Genomic DNA, 18,688 nt, shown 5'->3' with positions numbered 1-18,688 from the left:
ACTATCATGCCCACGCGCCTGCTGCTGTTCTGTGCATTGCTCATGGCCTCGGCGTCGAGCCTGGGTGTGACCCTTTACAAGATCACCGACGAATCCGGTGTCATCTCCTATTCCGACCGCCCCGGCCCAGGTGCGAAGCCTTTGGTGCTGCTCGAACCCCTGGTCGAAACGCTCGAAGGCCAGGTGTTGCTGAACGCAAAAACCTTCGACGGCGGGGTGAGCTTTTCGGCACGCAACGAGCTGCACGTACCGGTAGAGGTCGAGTTGCGCCTGGACAACCTGGTCAACGCCCAAGGCGGCGATGCCCCGCGTATCGTGCGCCGGCTGCTGCCGCCGCGCACCACGCAGATGCTCAGCGTACTCAGGGGGCGGCCTGGGTTGCTGCTGAACTACCGCTCCACCCTGTTGCAGGCCATGGGTGACCCTGGCAAGCGGCCGCAGGGCTTTCGCTATGCGTTCCCGTGGATTGGCGGGCCATTCCGCGTAACCCAGGGCCCCAATGGCCGTGTCAGCCATTTTGGGCCCAAGGGGCGCTATGCCATGGACATCGCCATGCCAGAAGGCACCACGATCATCGCGGCGCGGGAAGGGGTGGTGGTGAAGATGCAGAACAGCCAGAGCGGGCGCGAGCCCAACCCGTCGGGCAATTTTGTCCGGATCCTGCACCCGGACGGCACCATGGGCGTGTACCTGCACCTGCTGCGCGGTTCGGTGGTGGTGAAGGAGGGGCAGCGGGTACGGCAGGGGCAAATGCTGGCCAAGTCGGGCAATACCGGCAACAGCACCGGGCCGCACCTGCATTTTGTGGTGCAGCGCAATGTGGGGTTGGCGCTGGAATCGATCCCTTACCGGTTCGACCGGCCGATCAGCGGGTTGCCGGATTTTACTGCGGGTAACCCTTGAGATTGCCGGGGCCGCTCTGCGGCCCTTTCGCGACACAAGGCCGCTCCTACAGGAGTACGCGAATCCCTTGTAGGAGCGGCCTTGCGTCGCGATGGGCCGCAAAGCGGCCCAGAGGCTTAATCCAGCTTCAGCACCTTGGCCAGCACAATCTTCGGCCCTTTCATCTTCTTGATGATGATCCGCAGCCCTTCGACCTCCAGCACTTCCTCTTCCTCAGGCACGCGCTTGAGCGTCTCGTAGATCAGGCCAGCCAAGGTCTCTGCCTCGATATGGTCAAGGTCAATGCCCAGCAGCCGCTCGACCTTGAACAGTGGCGTGTCACCACGTACCAGCAGCTTGCCCGGCTGGTAGGCGAGGATGCCGCGCTCGGTCTTGCGGTGCTCGTCCTGGATATCACCCACCAGCACTTCCAGCACGTCTTCCATGGTCAGGTAACCGATCACCTTGCCATCGGCTTCCTCCACCAGCACGAAGTGTGCGCCGCCTTTGCGGAACTGCTCCAGCAGCTGGGAAAGCGGCATGTGCCGGGACACGCGCTCCAACGGCCGGGCGAGGTCGTCCAGGTCGATGGTCTCGGGCAAGTGCTCAAGCTCCGCCAGTTCCAGCAGCAGGTCCTTGATGTGCAGCAGGCCGGTGAATTCCTCGCGTTCGGCATCGTACACCGGGTAACGGCTGAATTTGTGGCGGCGCACCAGGGCCAGGATCTGCTTCAGCGGCGCATGGGCATCGATGGTAACCATGTCCTCGCGCGAGTTCGCCCAGTCGACCACTTCCAGCTCGCCCATTTCCACGGCCGACGCCAGCACGCGCATGCCCTGGTCGCTTGGGTCCTGGCCGCGGCTGGAGTGCAGGATCAGCTTCAGTTCTTCACGGCTGTAGTGGTGCTCGTGATGCGGGCCAGGCTCGCCCTGGCCGGCAATGCGCAGGATGGTGTTGGCGCTGGCGTTGAGCAGGTAGATGGCCGGGTACATCGCCCAGTAGAACAGGTACAGCGGCACGGCGGTCCACAGCGACAGCAGCTCCGGCTTGCGGATGGCCCAGGACTTGGGCGCCAGCTCGCCGACCACGATGTGCAGGTAAGAGATGACAAAGAAGGCGACGAAGAACGAGACGCCTTTGATCAGTTCGGGCGAGTCGACACCAAAGTACGCCAGCAGCGGCTCGAGCAGGTGGGCAAACGCGGGTTCACCGACCCAGCCCAGGCCCAGCGAAGCGAGGGTAATACCCAGCTGACAAGCCGACAGGTAGGCGTCGAGCTGGTTGTGCACCTTGCGCAGGATACTGCCGCGCCAGCCGTGCAGCTCGGCGATGGCGTCGACGCGCGTGGAGCGCAGCTTGACCATGGCGAACTCGGCAGCAACGAAGAAACCGTTGAGCAGCACCAGCAGGAAGGCAAAGATGATCATGCCGAAATCGGCGAATAACGAGGTGAGGCTGATACCAGGGGAAGGGTCCATGATGGATTTTTTACGGGGTCCGTCTTAGAAAAGGAGAGAAAAAAAGTGCCAGCTCTTGCTGGCACAGGGGATCCAATGTAGCGGCTGGGGCCGCAAAAGCAAAGGGCGCTGGATTTTTTGGGGGCGCTTTGCGCCCCATCCGACCGGTCCGGCGCCCCGGCAAGGCCGCTCCTACAGGAGACCGCGATCCCGTGTAGGAGCGGCCTTGCCGGGGCGCCGGACCGGTCGGATGGGCCGCGAAGCGGCCCCCGAGGCCCTCAACCCTTGCCGTTAGCCAATTGTGCCGGCGCAAAATGACAGGTAAAGGTACTGCCATGCCCCGGCACGCTGCTGATTTCCAGCTTGCCGCGGTGACGCATCAGCACATGCTTGACGATCGCCAGCCCCAGCCCCGTACCACCGGTATTCGACGCACGGCTGAAGTCCACACGGTAGAAGCGCTCCGTCAGGCGAGGCAGGTGCTTGGCATCGATGCCCACCCCCGAGTCCTGCACCGACAAGTGCGCGCCCTGCGCATCGGCCCACCAGCGAATGCGGATGTTGCCTTCGTCCTGGGTGTACTTGACCGCGTTGAACACCAGGTTGGAAAAGGCGCTGCGCAGTTCCGACTCGCTGCCCTTGAGCTTCACGCCGGGTGCAGCCTCCAGGGTAATGCGCTGGTTACGCGGGCCGGACAAGGCCTGGGCATCGTTCTTGATGGCGGCGAGCAGGGCATCGACCGCCACCGGCTGGTTGTCCGACGGGTAATCGGTGGCTTCCAGCTTGGCCAGCAGCAACAGGTCGTTGAGCAGCGTCTGCATGCGCGCGCCTTGCTGGCTCATCTGCTGCAGGGCGCGGCTCCAGCGCGGGTTCACGTCATCGACATTGTCCAGCAGGGTTTCCAGGTAGCCGGCAATTACCGTCAGCGGCGTGCGCAGTTCGTGCGACACGTTGGCGACGAAGTCCTTGCGCATCTGCTCCAGCTGGTGAATGCGAGTGACATCGCGCACCAGCATCAGGTGCTCGTTGTTGCCGTAGCGGGTGATGTGCAGCTGCACGCGCAGGCGGTCATTGATCGGTGAGGGGATTTCCAGCGGTTCCAGGTAGTTTTCTGCCTCGAAGTACTCCTTGAAGCGCGGGTGGCGCACCAGGTTGGTCACTTGCTGGCCACCGTCCTGTGGGGTCTTGAAGCCCAGCAGGGTCTCGGCGGCGCGGTTCCACCATTCCAGGTTTCCGTCGCTGTCGAGCATGATCACCGCGTCACGCAGCGCGGCGGTGGACTCCTGTACCCGGTCGATCACGGCCTGCAGGCGGCCCCGCACGCGCTGGTCGCGGCGTTGCAGGTGGTAGATGCTGTCGAACACTTCGCCCCACAGGCCGTAGCCGTCGGGCGGTGCTTCGTCGGGTTGGTGGTTGCGCAGCCAGTCATGCAGGCGCAGCAGCTGCTTGAGGGTCCAACCCAGGTAGAGCGCCAGGCCGATGGCCAGGCTCCAGCCGTAATAGCCGCTGACCAGGCCGCCGATCAGGCAGACGGTGATCAGCAGTAACAGGTGGCGAATCAGGGTCGCGTGCCAGTTCTGGTTCAATTGACGAGATCCTTCGGATCCAGCTGCAAGTCGCAAGCCTCAAGCTGCAAGAAGAAGTGGATCGTGGTGCTGATAGTCCTTTTCGAGCCTTACGCTGCCGCTCTTTCTTGCAGCTTGCAGCTAGCTTTTGGTCGAGAAGCGGTAGCCAGTGCCCCGGACGGTTTGTACCAGATTTTCGTAGGCTTCACCCAACGCCTTGCGCAGGCGCCGGATATGCACGTCGACCGTGCGCTCTTCGACATAGACGTTGCCGCCCCACACCTGGTCGAGCAACTGGCCACGGGTGTAGGCGCGCTCCTGGTGGGTCATGAAGAACTGCAGCAGGCGGTATTCGGTAGGGCCCATCTCGGCCGGCTTGCCGTCGATGGTCACGCGGTGGCTGATCGGGTCGAGCAGCAGGCCACCCACCTCGATCGGCGCTTCGCTGTCGCTCGGGCCGGTGCGGCGCAGCACGGCTTTCAGGCGTGCGACCAGCTCACGCGGCGAGAACGGCTTGGTGATGTAATCGTCGGCACCCACTTCCAGGCCCTGGATCTTGTTGTCCTCTTCACCCTTGGCGGTCAGCATGATGATCGGGATATCGCCGGTCAGCTCGTCGCGCTTCAGGCGGCGGGCCAGCTCGATGCCAGAGGTGCCTGGCAGCATCCAGTCGAGCAGGATCAGGTCCGGCTTGCGGTCAACGATGATCGCGTGGGCCTGTTGGGAGTTTTCCGCTTCCAGGCAGTCATAGCCGGCCATTTCCAGGGCAACGGCGATCATCTCGCGAATAGGCGCTTCGTCGTCGACGATCAGAATGTTCCTGCCAACCATGCTCAAAACCTCTCCTGGATTCGGTGTCTTGGCCCGCATTAGATAACGGAATTATTGCAGCTGTGTGACAGGGTGTTGGCCGTTCTGGCGACATTCCGTGACTGAACTAGGCTACACAAGGCCGCAGTTGTGGCAACCCGAACTCATTTCCCCCCGAAACGATGGTGAATCCAATGACACGACATACGCTGAGCTGGATGGCCCTTTTCACTGCGCTGGCGCTCCCGGGGGTGGCTTCTGCCCACCATGCCATGGAGAAGGACGGCATGTGGGTCGATCACGCCGGCATGACCCTGTATACCTTTGACAAGGATGCGGGCGGCAAATCGATGTGCAATGGCGAATGCGCCACCAACTGGCCGCCATTGATGGTCAGTGATGATGAAAAAGCCGAGGGCAAGTGGACGCAGATCAAGCGTGATGACGGCAAGATGCAATGGGCCTATGACGGCAAGCCGCTGTATACCTTCATCAAGGACAAGAAAGCCGGGGACAAGACCGGTGACGGCGTGAAAGACGTCTGGCATATCGCCAAGCCTTGAGATCGCCGGGGCCGCTTTGCGGCCCATCGCCGGCAAGCCAGCTCCCACAGGTTATGTGCAAGCCTCAAGGGCAGCGCGGTGCCTGTGGGAGCTGGCTTGCCGGCGATAGGGCCATCGACCTCAACGCAATGCGTAATCCAGCACCACCCCGACAAACACCAGCAACCCCGCCCAGTGGTTGTGCAGAAACGCCTTGAAGCACGATTCCCGGTCCAGCTTGCGCGTCGACCAGTATTCCCACGCAAAGCACGCCACCGCACCCAACAGCCCCAGGTGGAACCAGCCACCCAGGTCAAAGCGGTTACCGGCCAGCAACAAGCAGCCCAGCGACAGCAACTGCAAAGTCAGGATAATGGTACGGTCTGCCTCGCCGAACAGGATCGCCGTCGATTTCACGCCAATCTTCAGGTCGTCATCCCTGTCGACCATGGCGTAGTAGGTGTCGTAACCCACCGTCCACAGCAGGTTGGCGATGTACAGCAGCCAGGCACTGGCCGGCAGCTCGCCACCGGCGGCCGTGAAGGCCATGGGAATACCCCAGGAATACGCCGCCCCCAGTACTACCTGCGGGTAGTAGGTGTAGCGCTTCATGAACGGGTAGCAGAACGCCAGCGCTACCGCGCCGAACGACAGCCACACGGTCCGGCTGTTGGTACACAGCACCAGCAGGAAGCTTACCCCGACCAGGGTGGCGAACAGCGCCAGCGCCTCGCGTGGCCGCACTCGGCCACTCGCCAGCGGGCGGTCGGCAGTGCGCTTGACGTGGCCGTCCACCTTGCGGTCAGCAAAGTCGTTGATGCAGCAGCCGGCAGCGCGCATCAGCACCACGCCAAGGCCGAAGATCAGCACGTTGGCCAGGGTCGGCGAGCCGTTGCCGGCAATCCATACCGCCGAGAGGGTTGGCCACAGCAGCAGGTAGATGCCGATCGGCCGGTCCATGCGGCTGAGCTGGACGAAGTCCCATGCCCGTGGGTGCAGGCGGTTGAGAGACTTGAGCAGTTGCAGGTACATCAGCGGTTTTCCTCCTTGGCCGCTTGCCAGAGTGCCGGCAGGAACACCTCTGCCACCAGCAGGTCGAGACCGTTGCGCTCGAAGCGCGAACGGCGGCCCCACAGTGCCGCATGGGCAGCTTCAGAAGGCAGCCAGGCCTGTGGATAACTGCACACTTCCAGCGGGTGACGGGTGAACGCCTGGTCGCAGAACAGCAACTCGCCCAGTGAGCGGCTGCCGAGGGTTTCCAGGTCCAGCCCGCCGCGCTCCAGGGCACTGCGGCTGGCCACGCTGCGGGCGAATACCCACGGTTGGCCATGGCCGCGCAGGTACACCTCACGCACCCAGCCTTCCGCGCCCGCCGCGATGCCCAGTGCCAGGCATTCGTCATCGCGCAGCGGCTGCCAGCCCTCGAACAGTGGGGTGACGGAGAAGTGATCAACGGAAAGGCGGGTCAGGCGGCGGGTCAGCGAGCCCTCGTCGAACAGCCAGTCAAGGGTAGGCTGGTCGATGTCGGTCGCCAGCTGCGAATACGGCAGCCACGCCACAGCGGCTGCTTGCGGGGATTCGTACGACACGTCGGTCTGCTTGTTACAACCAGAGAGGCGGCGAGCTTAGCATGATTGCCCCGAGTGCTTGCATACTGGGGGCAGGGCCGCTACAAAGCCCCCCTAGAATTGCGCGCTGGCTTCTTCGCGGGTAAACCCGCTCCTACAGCTCTCTACTGTTCCAGAGCCTGCGGTGATCCCTGTAGGAGCGGCTTTAGCCGCGAAGAGGCCTTCAGCAGCAACACAAAGCCCAAGCCCGAACCGAGGAAAACGACCTGATGAAAAAGTGGCAATGTATTGTCTGTGGCCTGATCTACGACGAAGCCCAAGGCTGGCCCGACGACGGCATCGCCCCCGGCACCCGTTGGGAAGATGTACCGGAAGACTGGTTGTGCCCAGACTGCGGCGTCGGCAAAAGCGACTTTGAAATGATCTCCATCGGCTAAGCGAGGCAAGCACGACATGACGTCCCCTGTGGTAATCATCGGTACCGGCCTTGCGGGCTACAACCTGGCCCGTGAATTTCGCAAGCTCGATGCGCAGACGCCGCTGCTGCTGATCACTGCCGATGACGGTCGCTCCTACTCCAAGCCTATGCTCTCCATGGGCTATGCCAAGCAGAAAGACGCCGATGGCCTGTGCATGGCCGAGCCGGGCGCCATGGCCGAGCAACTGAATGCCGAGATCCGTACCCATACCCGCATCAGCGGCATCGACCCAGGCCACAAGCGCCTGTGGATCGGTGAAGAGGCGGTGGAATACCGCGACCTGGTGCTGGCCTGGGGCGCGCAAACCGTGCAGGTGCCGGTTGAAGGGGACGGCAGCCACCTGGTGTTCCCGATCAACGACCTGGAAGACTACGCACGCTTCCGCGCCGCCGCTGCCGGCAAGCAGCGTGTGCTGATCCTCGGCGCCGGCCTGATCGGCTGCGAATTCGCCAACGACATGAGCCTGGGCGGCTTCCAGGTCGACGTGGTAGCGCCTTGCGAGCAGGTCATGCCGACCCTGCTGCACCCGGCTGCCGCCAGCGCGGTGCAGGCCGGGCTACAAGGCCTGGGCGTACGCTTTCACCTTGGGCCGGTGCTGACCCGCCTGCAGCAGGTGGACCAAGGGCTGGAAGCGCACCTGTCGGATGGCAGCGTGATTGCCTGTGACCTGGTGGTTTCCGCCATCGGCCTGCGCCCGCGCACCGACCTGGCCGCCGCTGCCGGCCTGCAGACCAATCGCGGCGTCAGCGTCGACCGAGAATTGCGCACCTCCCACGCCAACATCTTCGCCCTCGGCGACTGTGCCGAAGTCGATGGCATCAACCTGCTCTATGTGATGCCGCTGATGAGCTGTGCCCGTGCCTTGGCGCAAACCCTGGCCGGCAAGCCGACGGCGGTGGCTTACGGGCCGATGCCGATCACCGTGAAAACCCCGGCGTGCCCGCTGGTGGTCTCACCGCCGCCACAGGGCCGCGAAGGCAGCTGGCAGGTAGAGGGGCAGGGCAGTGACCTCAAGGTGCTGTGCCTGGACACCGACGGCAAGCTGCTGGGTTACGCCCTGACCGGGGCGGCGGTGATGGAGAAACTGGCGCTAAATCGCCAGTTGCCAGCGGTTATGGCGTAAATAGCGGGCGTTCTGTCGGATTTATCCTGTTGTTGCCTGAACAATGGCCGTCCAGATACTGGCGCGGCCCCGGAGCACGTGCCATTCTCACTCCCGTCTGCCGCAGATTAGAGCCTGCGGTGCCTTGAGCGCTGCTCCCAAAGGCAGCACGGCATAACAACAAGAATTCCGTCAAAGAGGCTTCACTATGCGCAAACCAGAACTCGCCGCCGTCATCGCCGATAAGGCCGATCTGACCAAGGAAAAGGCCAATCAGGTTTTGAACGCGATTCTCGACAGCATCACCGGTGCCCTGGACAAGGACACCGTGACCCTGGTCGGCTTCGGCACCTTCGAAAAACGTCATCGCGGCGCGCGTACCGGCAAGAACCCGCAAACCGGCGAGCCGGTGAAGATCAAGGCCAGCAACACCGTGGCCTTCAAGCCAGGCAAGAACCTGCGCGACAGCGTCAATGTCCCGGCCAAGCCAGCCAAGAAAGGCAAGTGATCGCTTCCTGACAACCCCAGTGTCAGCCAAGCGGGCGCCCCAGGGCGCCCGTTGTGCTTTCTGCAGGCAAAATGTTTCGAACTTGCATAAATAGTTCTGGAAAAGGATAGACTGCGCGTCTTAGTCACTTTTTATTCGAGGCGCGTTGATGAAGTTCCGCTTTCTTCTCTGGGCCATGGGGCTGTTGATGGCCAGGGCCAGCCGAAACAACCCGGCATTCCAGCAGCAGCTCAAGGGCAAGGACCTGGTGTTCCAGATGCAGACCCTGGACGGCAAGGTCGCCCGGCACTTCACCGTCAACAACGAGCGCATCAGCAGCAAGGGCGGCGCGCACCCACAGCCGGCCTTCGCCATCGCCTTCAAGGATGCGGCCTACGGCTTTGCCACGATGCAGGCGGGCAACAAGCAGTTGGCGTTCATGCAGGGGATTCAGGACAAGCACATCCAGATCAAGGGCAATCCGGCGTTGGTGATGTGGTTCCAGGGGCTGATGAAATACCTGAAACCGAAGAAGAAGGGCTGAAATTGCTGGGGCTGCTTTGCAGCCCATCGCGACGCAAGGCCGCTCCTACAACGACCGCGTCCCGTTCAGGATTTGCGCGGTCCCTGTAGGAGCGGCCTTGTGTCGCGATGGGCCGCAAAGCGGCCCCAATGGCCTTAATGCGGTGCGTGAAACTGCGAAGCCAGTTCACGTAACAGGCTCTCGGCCTCCAGCACCTTGTTCACCACATCCTCAGCCTTGTCCCGGGCAATGCCCAGACGCTCCAGCAACTCGTCCGGAATCTCCTCCAGCGGCCCCGAGCCAATCCCCCGCGAGCGCAGCAGCCGGGTAGCCAGGCACACCAGGTTGGGGAACGCCGCATTCTCGCCGTCGTAGGCCGGGTCGTGCTGGAAGCGTAGCGCGGTCGACAGCTCTTCCGGCATGTCCCACAACTTCATCAGCCAGGCGCCGATCTGCTCACGGCTAATGCCCAGCAGGTGCTGTTCCACATAGGTGTGGCTCAGGTGCGGGTTGACCTCCAGGTGGCGGCAGATCAGCGAGAAGTGCGGCGGGAACACGTGCGCCAGCAACAGGTAGCCAAAGTTGTGCAGCAGCCCGGCCAGGTAGGTCAGGCCAGCTTCGGGGCGTTCTGCCCGCGGCATGGCACGGGTCAGGCCTTCGATGATGGCGGCGGTATAGATCGATTGCTGCCAGTACGGCGTGGCCTGCTGCGGGTGGTCTTTTGGCTGGCTCATGGATTTGCCCAGCGCCAGGCCCAGGGCCAGGTTGATTACCAGGTCGAAGCCCAGCACGCGCACGATGGCGTCTTCCACCGAGCGGATCTTGCCCGGCGAGGCATAGTAAGGCGACGCCGCCCAGCTCACCACCTGTGCGGCCAGCGCCGGGTCGGTTTCGACCACGCCAGTGATGTCGTCGATGCTGGCGTTGGGGTCTACCCGCAGTTTGATGATTTTTTGTGCAGTATCGGCCAGTGGCGGGATTTCGATGGTTTCTTCCAGGCGTTTCTGGATGCGCCGGGCAGTAAAGGCCTGCACGGCATTGGTGATTTCCCGGGTGTCGTCATCGGGGCGGTCGAGGTTGGGGCTGATCGCCTCGACTTCCTGGCCGAAACTGCTTTCGCTGGCCTTGGCCAGCATGCGCTTGAAGTGCGCACGTTCGATTTCCAGCAGCAGACCGGCTTCACCCGACTGGATATACACGGTGTCGACGTCGAGCAGGCTCTTTTCGTACTGGCACGGCGAGCTGGTCAGTGCCGGGATCCCCGGCAGGGCCTTGAGCTGGTGCTTGTCGAGCATCTGTTTCAGGCGCGGCACCGACACGGCAGTGAGCTTGCGCCCGGTCAGTTCGGCCAGGCGGTTCAGGTCCAGTAGCTGGCTCTGCGGGAACAGCACCATCAGGGCGCCGACCTCGTCGTCGAGCAGCACAGCCTGAACCCGTGAGGCGGCCGGCAGGTGCGAATCTTCGAGCACCTCGCGGTAGGCGACGCCGAGCTTTTCAAGCAGCAGCCTGATAACGGAAGGTGTGTGTGGGGTTGCGGTGTCCAGGGCAACTTCAGTCATGGTCCGTATCCACTGATTCTTTTAAACGCGAAGTATAACCAGCCTCGGGGCAAATCTGGATCCATTATGGGACTGGCGTCACACTTGGCCATATTGCTGGCCATGACGCAGCCAGCGGTCCAGCAACGGGCTGACGTGTTCCGGCCAGCGGGCGATCAGCGCTTGGGCAGCGTCACGCACGGCCGGCAGCAGGTCGGCGTCGCGCATCAGGTCGGCGACCTTGAACTGCAGCAGGCCGGTCTGGCGGGTGCCGAGCATCTCGCCCGGACCGCGCAGCTCCAGGTCTTTTTCGGCAATGATGAAGCCGTCATTGGTTTCACGCATGATCCCCAGGCGCTCGCGACCGATTTGCGACAGCGGCGGGTGGTACAGCAGCACGCAATGGCTGACGGCGCTGCCCCGGCCAACCCGGCCGCGCAGCTGGTGCAGCTGCGCCAGGCCCAGGCGCTCGGGGTTCTCGATGATCATCAGGCTGGAATTAGGCACATCCACGCCGACTTCGATCACCGTGGTAGCGACCAGCAGCTGCAATTCACCGGCCTTGAACTGCGCCATGATTTCGGCTTTTTCCGCTGGTTTCATGCGCCCGTGAATCAGCCCCACCCGCAATTCGCCCAAGGCGCTGCCAAGTTCCTCGTAGGTGCTTTCGGCGGCCTGGCAGGTGAGCTCTTCGGACTCTTCAATCAGGGTGCATACCCAATAGGCCTGGCGCCCTTCGGCACAGGCGGCGCGTACTCGCTCGACCACTTCGAAGCGGCGGCTGTCGGCGACCAGCACGGTGTTCACCGGCGTACGCCCGGGTGGCAGCTCGTCGAGCACCGAGGTGTCCAGGTCGGCATAAGCGCTCATGGCCAGGGTACGCGGGATTGGTGTAGCGGTCATGATCAACTGGTGCGGGCACAACTCGCCGGCCACGCCCTTCTTGCGCAGGGCCAGGCGCTGCTGCACGCCAAAACGGTGCTGCTCGTCGATGATCGCCAGGGCCAGGTGCTTGAACTTCACCTCTTCCTGGAACAGTGCGTGGGTGCCGACCACCATCGGCGCCCCGTTGGCGATCTGCTCCAGGGACGCTGCCCGGGCCTTGCCCTTGAGCTTGCCGGCCAACCAGGCCACTTCGATGCCCAACGGCTCCAGCCAGCGTTTGAAGGTGATGTAGTGCTGTTCGGCGAGGATCTCGGTAGGTGCCATCAACGCCACCTGATAGCCGGCCTCCAGGGCTTGCAGGGCGGCCAGCGCCGCGACCACGGTCTTGCCCGCGCCCACGTCGCCTTGCACCAGGCGCATCATCGGCTCGTGCTGGCTGAGGTCGTAGGCAATTTCATTGGCTACCCGCTGCTGTGCACCGGTCGGCGGGAAGCCCAGGTTGGCCAGGTATTGCGCCTGCAGGCGGGTAGCCTTGGGCAACACGGGAGCACGCAGGCTGCGCAGGCTTTCGCGCAGGCGCTGTTGCGAAAGCTGGTGGGTCAGCAGCTCCTCGAAAGCCAGGCGGTGCTGAGCCCAGTGGTGCCCCAAGGCCAGTTCGTCGACGTCGGCGTCGGCTGGCGGGTTGTGCAGGTAGCGGATGGCATCGTCCAGCGGTGCCAACTGGTAGTCGCGGGCCAGTTCGTCGGGCAGCCAGTCGGGCAGGCTGCGCGGGCCAAGCATGCCCAGGCTCTGCTGGCACAGCTGGCGCAGGCGTTGCTGGGTAAGGCCTTCGGTAGACGGGTAGATCGGTGTCAGGGTCTGATCGACCGGTGGCGGCGGTTCGTCGCCATTCAGGGCGCGGTATTCCGGGTGGTAGATTTCCAGGCCCGAAGCGCCGGGGCGCGCCTCGCCGTAGCAGCGCAGGTGGGTGCCCCGCTTGAGGCCTTCCTTCTGCGCGTTGCTGAAGTGATAGAAGCGCAGGCTCAACACACCACTGCCGTCACCCAGGCGCACCACCAGGCTGCGGCGCTTGCCCATGGTCACGTCGGCGCCGCTGACCACACCCTCGATCACGGCATCCTGGCCCGGGCGCAGCTGGCCGATGGGTACCACGCGCGTGCGGTCCTGATAGCGCAGGGGCAAGTGAAACAGCACGTCCTGCAGGTTCTCCAGGCCGACCTTGGCGAGTTTCTCGGCCATGGCCTCGCCAACACCCTTGAGCACGGTGACCGGGACGTTCGACAGCTCAGTCATGACTCAGGCCGGTTGTTCCGCAGGGGTTTTGGCGACCGAGCACAGGCGGATCGAGTCGGCGAGGATCTCGATGGCCTTCGGCCGCGGGAAGCTGGCGCGCCAGGCAATGGCCACGGTACGGAACGGCGCCGGTGCGGTCAGCGGGCGCACTTCGATGACCCCCGGCGCATAGTGATGGCTGTGCACGGCCGACAGCGGCAGGATCGACACGCCAAGGCCCGAGGCCACCATGTGGCGGATGGTTTCCAGCGAACTGGACTCGACCGTGGTGTGCCGGGAACCTTCACCGCCCTTGTTCAGGGTCGGGCAGGCTTCCAGTACCTGGTCGCGGAAACAATGACCTTCACCGAGCAGCAACAGACTTTTGTCGTTGAGCATGGCGGTGTCGATGGTTTTTTTAGCCGTCCACGGGTGGTCGGCCGGCATCAGGGCGCAGAACGGTTCGTCGTACAGCGGCAGGGTCAGCACGTCGGCTTCATTGAACGGCAGGGCGATGATCACTGCATCCAGCTCGCCGTTGCGCAGTTTTTCGCGCAGCACGTGTGTGAAGTTTTCTTCGATGTACAGCGGCATCTGCGGCGCCACGCGGTGCAGCTGCGGGATCAGGTGCGGGAACAGGTAGGGGCCGACGGTGTAGATGGCGCCAACCTTGAGCGGGGCAGTCAGCTGGTTCTTGCCTGCCTGGGCCAGCTCGCGAATGCCTTGGGCCTGCTCCAGTACCTTCTGTGCCTGAGCAACGATGCTTTCGCCGACCGGGGTCAGGCGTACCGCGCTCTTGCTGCGTTCGAAGATCAGAACGCCTAGCTCATCCTCGAGCTTCTTCACACCGACCGACAGGGTCGGCTGGCTCACATGGCAGCGCTCGGCGGCATGGCCGAAGTGCTGTTCCTGGGCGAGTGTGACGATGTAGCGTAATTCTGTGAGGGTCATAACGTGCGTCCATGAAGTTGCGGCCCCAGCATAGCGGCTGCAATCGATAGACGCACGTTATCAGAGTTGCCGATTTGTGACAGAAGCAAAAGTGTCAGCGGCGGTCCAGTGAGTAGACGAACGGTGCCACGACTTCGATCGTGCCATTGTTCAACAACTCGGGTGGCGGCTTGGGTACTGTGCCGGCCCGGCGGATCATTTCCAGGGTCGCCCGGTCCAGGGCAGCACTGCCCGAACCACCGGCCATCGAGTACGACACCACCTTGCCCTCGGCATCGACCACGAAGCGCAGGCGGTTGATGCCCTGCAGACCGCGACGGCGCGCGTCTTCCGGGTACCGCTTGTACTTGGCCAGGTGACGCAGCAGGTCACTCTGCCAGGTCGGCAGGGCGTTGCTGTTGGACGCAATGCTCGGAGCCGGTGCCGCAGATTTCTGCGGTGGCGTGTTGCTTGGCGGTGCGTCTACCGTCTGCTCGGTCGGCGGTGCTTCCTTCGGCGGCTCAGGCTTTTTCTCGGGCTTCGGCGGCTGTGGCTTGGCCTTCGGCTTGGGCGGCTTGGGAATGGCGATTTTCGGTTTGGGTGCTTCCACCAGCTTCGGCAGCGGCGGTTCCTCGACCGGTGCCGGTGGCTGCGGCGCCGCCTTTGGAGGTGGTGGTGGCGCAGGCTCCGGCAGCGGTGCCAGTTCGACCATCATGGCTGCCGGCGGCAGCTCGATGGCCTGGGGCACCGACCAGTTGAGCGTCAGCAGCACGGCGAGCACGTGCACACCCAGCACGATCGCCAGGCTGCCACCGTAGCGCGCCATGTTTGAGCGCGGTTTTGTCATTTCTTGGCTGCCGTCTCGAGACCTACCAGACCGACCTTCAGGTAGCCGGCCGCACGCATGTTGTTCATCACTTCCATCAGGTCACCGTAATCCACGCCTTTATCGGCCTGGAAGAAGATGGTGGTTTCCTTGTCACCCTTGGTCTTGGCGTCGAGCATCGGGCCAAGCTGGTCGGGTGCAGCAACCTGATCGTCGCCGACGTACAGCTTCTGGTCGGCTTTGACGCTGACGAACACCGGCTTCTCGGGCCTCGGCGCCGGCTTGGCGGTCGAGGCCGGCAGGTCGACCTTGATGTCGACCGTGGCCAGCGGGGCTGCGACCATGAAGATGATCAGCAGCACCAGCATCACGTCGATGAACGGGGTAACGTTGATTTCGTGGTTTTCGGCGAGGTCGTCGCCACCTTCGTTGAGATGCAGGCCCATGGTTTACCCCACTTTCACCATGTGCGGGGCGGCGCGCTCGCTGCCCTGATGGTCCAGATCACGGCTGACCAGCAGCAGTACCTGAGCGGAGGCGTCGGACACCTGAGCCTTGTAGCCAGCGATGGAGCGGGCGAAGACGTTGTAGATGACCACGGCCGGGATTGCTGCGACCAGGCCCAGGGCGGTGGCCAGCAGGGCTTCGGCGATGCCTGGAGCGACCACCGCCAGGTTAGTGGTCTGGGTCTTGGCGATGCCGATGAAGCTGTTCATGATGCCCCATACGGTACCGAACAGACCGACGAACGGCGCAGTGGAACCGATGGTGGCGAGTACGCCGGTGCCGCTGCTCATGGTGCGGCCGCTGGCGTGTACCAGGCGTTCCAGGCGGAAGCTTACGCGCTCCTTGATGCCTTCTTTTTCGCGGGCGTTGGCCGACAGGCGCATCTCTTCGAGGGCGTCGTGGACCAGGGTGTGGGCCAGGGTGCCTTCTTTGTTGGCGGCTTCACTGGCGTCTTTGAGGGTGGTGGATTTCTTCAGCTGGGCGATTTCACCACGCAGGCGACGCTTGGCGCCCATCAGTTCGAAGCCTTTGGCGATCCAGATGGTCCAGGTAATGATGGACGCGATGGCCAGGCCGATCATGACGATCTTCACGACGATGTCGGCGTTCTTGTACATGCCCCATGGGGACAGGTCGTGGGCCATGCCCAGCGAGGTGTCTTCAACCATGGCTTCGACGCTAGGGTCGACTGCAGCCGGTGCATCGGCTGGGGCGGCGGCGGTAGCGGCCGGTGCCTGTACGTCGCCAGCCGGGGCGCCCGGGGCAGTACCCGGCGCAGCAGCGGCAGTGGCCGCAGCAGGGGTGGTGGTATTGGCGGTTGGCTCATCGGCCATGGCCACCGGGGCCAGCACCAGGCTGAGTGTCAGCGCGGCGATGGCGCGCCAGGCGCGCGACGGGGTTGGCGAAGCGGAAGGTTGATTACGAGTCATGCTGGCCGGACCTGATGAAGAAAAAAGGTAAACGTTCTCCAAGGCCTCGAGGTAGGCCGAGAACAAATTGGCGCCCATTATTGCAAGTAATTCTTGTTAACAAAAGTAATCTTGTTGCTTTTTTCGCCTATGGTCTAGCCACCCATCGTGTAGCGTGGTCGGCTGATCAATTGGTCTAGGGAGTTTGTGATGTCAGACCTTTCTGTGATGGTGGTGGGTTGTGGTGATGTGGGCGGGCGTCTGGCCCGGCAGATGCTGGCGCGCGGCTGGCAGGTGAGCGGCCTGCGGCGGTCGGTCGGGGAGCTACCAGCAGGTGTTCAGCCGGTTGCCGCAGACCTGGCCGAAGCGTCGCTTCCGCAAGCCTGGCCACCGGGCGCGCTGGATTACCTGGTGTATTGCGTGGCCGCCAGCCAGCACGACGAGGCGGGTTACCAGGCAGCCTATGTAGACGGTTTGCGCCATGTGCTGGCGTGGTTGGCCGAACGTGGCCAGCACCCGCGCCGCCTGCTGTTCGTTTCCAGCAGCAGCGTGTATGCGCAACAGGACGGCGAATGGATCGAGGAGGGCGCGGCCACTGAGCCTCAGGGTTATTCCGGGCGGGTGATGCTGGAGGCTGAACGGCTGGCACTGGCCAGTGGCATTCCGGCGAGCGTGGTGCGCCTGACCGGCATTTATGGCCCAGGTAGGGAATGGCTGCTGAGCCAGGTGCGCCAGGGTTACCGCGTGGCCGTAGAGCCGCCGCTCTATGGCAACCGCATTCATGCCGAGGACGCTGCCAGCCTGCTGGCGTTCCTGCTGCAGGCCGATGCTGATGGCAAGGTGCTGGGCAATTGCTACATCGGCGTGGACGACGACCCGGCACCACTGGCCGACGTGGTGGCCTGGCTGCGCGAGTACATGGGCGTTACCGAGTGGTCCGATGAGCAGCGTGTGCGGCGTACCGGCAGCAAGCGCTGCAGCAACGCCCGCGCGCGGGCGTTAGGCTGGGCGCCGGTGTACCCGAGTTACAAGGAGGGCTACGCTGCGATCTTGAAAGGAAAAAACCAGCCTTCAGACTGACGCGGTCGATTGTAGGAGCGGCCTTGTGTCGCGACGGGGCGCGCAGCGGCCCCAGGGTTTCAGCGTCTCAGCATAAATTGCTGGGGCTGCTTCGCAGCCCGATCGCGACACAAGGCCGCTCCTACAGGTGCGCGTGGGGCCTCTAGTTGCGTTCCAGCACCCACTGACGCGTACCCGCCGCCAGCTGCGGCATTTCATCCGACCGCGCACGGTTCACTGCCTGGAAAATCTCCAGCGTGTCGCCATCGCGCTTGATAATGAATGGCGCCCCACGCTGGTTGCGCTCCAGCCACAGGCTGTCGTTGCTGCCACCCATGGTCGCGCAGTCGCCGGCCAGGCACAGGGCGAAGCGGTCCGGGCCTGGCAAGCCAGTGACGTTGCCGGTATCGCTGAAGCGCACCTTTTCGCCTTTGCCCTGGCCTTCGAGAATTTTCCACTCCCCACCCAGGTAAGCCTGATACAGGGCTTTTTCGAAGCTGCTGCCCAACGGGGCGTTGGCTGTGGCCGGGGCGTTGACGCGCACGAAGGTCTGCTGGGTGCCAGCCTGGTCAGTGGTCAGCAGTTCGTCGCCGTCCAGCTCAAGCCGCTCGGTCTGGCCACCGAAAAAGCTGGCCTGCAGTTGTTTCTCAAGGGGGGTCAACTGCCCGTCGGCAGCTTCGAAGCCATTGCTGAAACTGGCCTGGTGGGTGGCGACGTCGAGTTTCCACTCGAATACCGGGCCATGTTCATTCAGGGCCTGGCGCAGGCTGTCACCTTTCACGGCAGCCTTGATCGCGGCCTGGTTGATCCAGGTTCCGTTGAAATCTTCGGGTTTGTGGCTGGCGCAGCCGCCCAGTAGCAGGGCTGCCAGCGCGAGGGGCAGTGCTTGACGCATGACGGGAAAACCTTGCAGAGGAGGGGGGTGACGGGCAGGGCGCCCGTCACCCGAGGCATCATTCGATGACCAGGATGGCGTCCATTTCGACCTGAGCGCCTTTCGGCAGCGCGGCAACGCCAATGGCGGCGCGGGCCGGGTAAGGCTGTTCGAAGTAGCGGCCCATGACCTCGTTGACCTTGGCGAAGTGGCTCAGGTCGGTGAGGAAGATGTTCAGCTTGACGATGTCCTTGAACGAACCGCCAGCGGCTTCAGCCACGGCCTTGAGGTTCTCGAACACCTGCACGGTCTGGGCTTCGAAGCCTTCGACCAGTTCCATGGTCTTCGGGTCCAGCGGAATCTGGCCCGACATGTACACGGTGTTGCCGGCCTTGATCGCTTGCGAGTAGGTACCGATAGCGGCTGGGGCCTTGTCGCTGTTGATGACGGTCTTGCTCATGATGACTCCTTGCG

General features: G+C 63.4%; 20 protein-coding genes. 7 read left to right on the top strand and 13 right to left on the bottom strand.

Annotation, left to right across the window (positions count from 1 at the left end; all coding sequences use genetic code 11):
* Window positions 1-6 precede the first annotated feature (6 nt).
* Window positions 7-903, top strand: a complete 897-nt coding sequence (locus ACI2KG_RS08585) for a peptidoglycan DD-metalloendopeptidase family protein (RefSeq protein WP_404661578.1) — start codon at window positions 7-9, stop codon at window positions 901-903.
* Between the two features lie 116 nt (window positions 904-1,019).
* Here the strand turns inward: ACI2KG_RS08585 and ACI2KG_RS08580 are convergent, their stop codons facing one another.
* The 3 genes from ACI2KG_RS08580 to phoB form a co-directional block, all read right to left on the bottom strand.
* The gene (locus ACI2KG_RS08580) at window positions 1,020-2,360 is read right to left on the bottom strand and encodes a hemolysin family protein (RefSeq protein ID WP_400612886.1); all 1,341 of its coding nucleotides are present in this window, start codon (window positions 2,358-2,360) and stop codon (window positions 1,020-1,022) included.
* Window positions 2,361-2,617: 257 nt separating this feature from the next.
* Window positions 2,618-3,925: a phosphate regulon sensor histidine kinase PhoR gene (gene phoR, locus ACI2KG_RS08575; protein WP_404661577.1), complete on the bottom strand. Its 1,308-nt coding sequence runs from the start codon at window positions 3,923-3,925 to the stop codon at window positions 2,618-2,620.
* Window positions 3,926-4,045: 120 nt separating this feature from the next.
* Entirely contained in the window at window positions 4,046-4,735 is a 690-nt protein-coding gene (gene phoB, locus ACI2KG_RS08570; RefSeq protein WP_003253341.1) for a phosphate regulon transcriptional regulator PhoB, read from the bottom strand.
* Window positions 4,736-4,908: 173 nt separating this feature from the next.
* Between phoB and ACI2KG_RS08565 the strand changes: the two genes are divergently transcribed.
* A complete protein-coding gene (locus tag ACI2KG_RS08565) occupies window positions 4,909-5,277 on the top strand; it encodes a hypothetical protein (protein WP_404661576.1) in 369 nt (122 codons plus the stop codon).
* A gap of 120 nt (window positions 5,278-5,397) precedes the next feature.
* Here the strand turns inward: ACI2KG_RS08565 and ubiA are convergent, their stop codons facing one another.
* The gene (gene ubiA, locus ACI2KG_RS08560; protein ID WP_404661575.1) at window positions 5,398-6,288 is read right to left on the bottom strand and encodes a 4-hydroxybenzoate octaprenyltransferase; all 891 of its coding nucleotides are present in this window, start codon (window positions 6,286-6,288) and stop codon (window positions 5,398-5,400) included.
* Window positions 6,288-6,845 carry a chorismate--pyruvate lyase family protein gene (locus ACI2KG_RS08555; protein ID WP_404661573.1) on the bottom strand — a complete coding sequence of 186 codons (558 nt, stop codon included), beginning with the start codon at window positions 6,843-6,845 and terminating at the stop codon, window positions 6,288-6,290. The genes ubiA and ACI2KG_RS08555 overlap by 1 nt, the downstream gene beginning before the upstream one ends.
* A 248-nt stretch (window positions 6,846-7,093) precedes the next feature.
* Between ACI2KG_RS08555 and ACI2KG_RS08550 the strand changes: the two genes are divergently transcribed.
* The 4 genes from ACI2KG_RS08550 (at window position 7,094) to ACI2KG_RS08535 (ending at window position 9,436) form a co-directional block, all read left to right on the top strand.
* Window positions 7,094-7,261: a rubredoxin gene (locus ACI2KG_RS08550; protein WP_201199498.1), complete on the top strand. Its 168-nt coding sequence runs from the start codon at window positions 7,094-7,096 to the stop codon at window positions 7,259-7,261.
* A gap of 16 nt (window positions 7,262-7,277) precedes the next feature.
* A complete protein-coding gene (locus ACI2KG_RS08545; RefSeq protein WP_404661572.1) occupies window positions 7,278-8,426 on the top strand; it encodes an NAD(P)/FAD-dependent oxidoreductase in 1,149 nt (382 codons plus the stop codon).
* A 187-nt stretch (window positions 8,427-8,613) separates the two neighbouring features.
* Window positions 8,614-8,913: an HU family DNA-binding protein gene (locus ACI2KG_RS08540; RefSeq protein ID WP_201199496.1), complete on the top strand. Its 300-nt coding sequence runs from the start codon at window positions 8,614-8,616 to the stop codon at window positions 8,911-8,913.
* Window positions 8,914-9,061: 148 nt separating this feature from the next.
* Window positions 9,062-9,436 carry an SCP2 sterol-binding domain-containing protein gene (locus tag ACI2KG_RS08535; protein ID WP_404661570.1) on the top strand — a complete coding sequence of 125 codons (375 nt, stop codon included), beginning with the start codon at window positions 9,062-9,064 and terminating at the stop codon, window positions 9,434-9,436.
* Window positions 9,437-9,570: 134 nt separating this feature from the next.
* Here the strand turns inward: ACI2KG_RS08535 and ACI2KG_RS08530 are convergent, their stop codons facing one another.
* The 6 genes from ACI2KG_RS08530 to exbB all read right to left on the bottom strand — a co-directional run bounded on the left by ACI2KG_RS08530 (window position 9,571) and on the right by exbB (window position 16,302).
* Window positions 9,571-10,974 (bottom strand): HDOD domain-containing protein, encoded by a 1,404-nt coding sequence (locus ACI2KG_RS08530; protein ID WP_404661569.1) that lies wholly within the window; start codon window positions 10,972-10,974, stop codon window positions 9,571-9,573.
* Window positions 10,975-11,052: 78 nt separating this feature from the next.
* Window positions 11,053-13,131, bottom strand: a complete 2,079-nt coding sequence (recG, locus tag ACI2KG_RS08525; protein ID WP_201199491.1) for an ATP-dependent DNA helicase RecG — start codon at window positions 13,129-13,131, stop codon at window positions 11,053-11,055.
* Window positions 13,132-13,134: 3 nt separating this feature from the next.
* Window positions 13,135-14,061: a hydrogen peroxide-inducible genes activator gene (locus ACI2KG_RS08520; protein ID WP_085621510.1), complete on the bottom strand. Its 927-nt coding sequence runs from the start codon at window positions 14,059-14,061 to the stop codon at window positions 13,135-13,137.
* A gap of 94 nt (window positions 14,062-14,155) precedes the next feature.
* Entirely contained in the window at window positions 14,156-14,887 is a 732-nt protein-coding gene (locus tag ACI2KG_RS08515; protein ID WP_404661567.1) for an energy transducer TonB, read from the bottom strand.
* Window positions 14,884-15,312 carry a TonB system transport protein ExbD gene (gene exbD, locus ACI2KG_RS08510; RefSeq protein WP_003253367.1) on the bottom strand — a complete coding sequence of 143 codons (429 nt, stop codon included), beginning with the start codon at window positions 15,310-15,312 and terminating at the stop codon, window positions 14,884-14,886. The genes ACI2KG_RS08515 and exbD overlap by 4 nt, the downstream gene beginning before the upstream one ends.
* 3 nt (window positions 15,313-15,315) lie before the next feature.
* Window positions 15,316-16,302, bottom strand: a complete 987-nt coding sequence (gene exbB, locus ACI2KG_RS08505; RefSeq protein WP_404661566.1) for a tonB-system energizer ExbB — start codon at window positions 16,300-16,302, stop codon at window positions 15,316-15,318.
* 189 nt (window positions 16,303-16,491) lie between these two features.
* On the opposite strand from exbB, the gene ACI2KG_RS08500 reads away from it, so the two are divergent.
* Window positions 16,492-17,361 (top strand): SDR family oxidoreductase, encoded by an 870-nt coding sequence (locus ACI2KG_RS08500; RefSeq protein WP_404661564.1) that lies wholly within the window; start codon window positions 16,492-16,494, stop codon window positions 17,359-17,361.
* A 142-nt stretch (window positions 17,362-17,503) separates the two neighbouring features.
* On the opposite strand, the gene ACI2KG_RS08495 is transcribed toward ACI2KG_RS08500, so the two are convergent.
* Window positions 17,504-18,235 carry a hypothetical protein gene (locus ACI2KG_RS08495; RefSeq protein ID WP_404661563.1) on the bottom strand — a complete coding sequence of 244 codons (732 nt, stop codon included), beginning with the start codon at window positions 18,233-18,235 and terminating at the stop codon, window positions 17,504-17,506.
* Window positions 18,236-18,293: 58 nt separating this feature from the next.
* On the bottom strand, window positions 18,294-18,674 hold the full coding sequence (locus ACI2KG_RS08490; protein WP_009684531.1) for a RidA family protein: 381 nt from the start codon (window positions 18,672-18,674) through the stop codon (window positions 18,294-18,296).
* Window positions 18,675-18,688: the final 14 nt, after the last annotated feature.

Source organism: Pseudomonas sp. NPDC089407 (assembly GCF_044900445.1).
In the GTDB taxonomy this organism is placed as follows: Bacteria; Pseudomonadota; Gammaproteobacteria; order Pseudomonadales; family Pseudomonadaceae; genus Aquipseudomonas.
The sequence above is the reverse complement of the archived record's forward strand: the minus strand, read 5'-3'. Positions and strand labels throughout refer to the sequence as shown.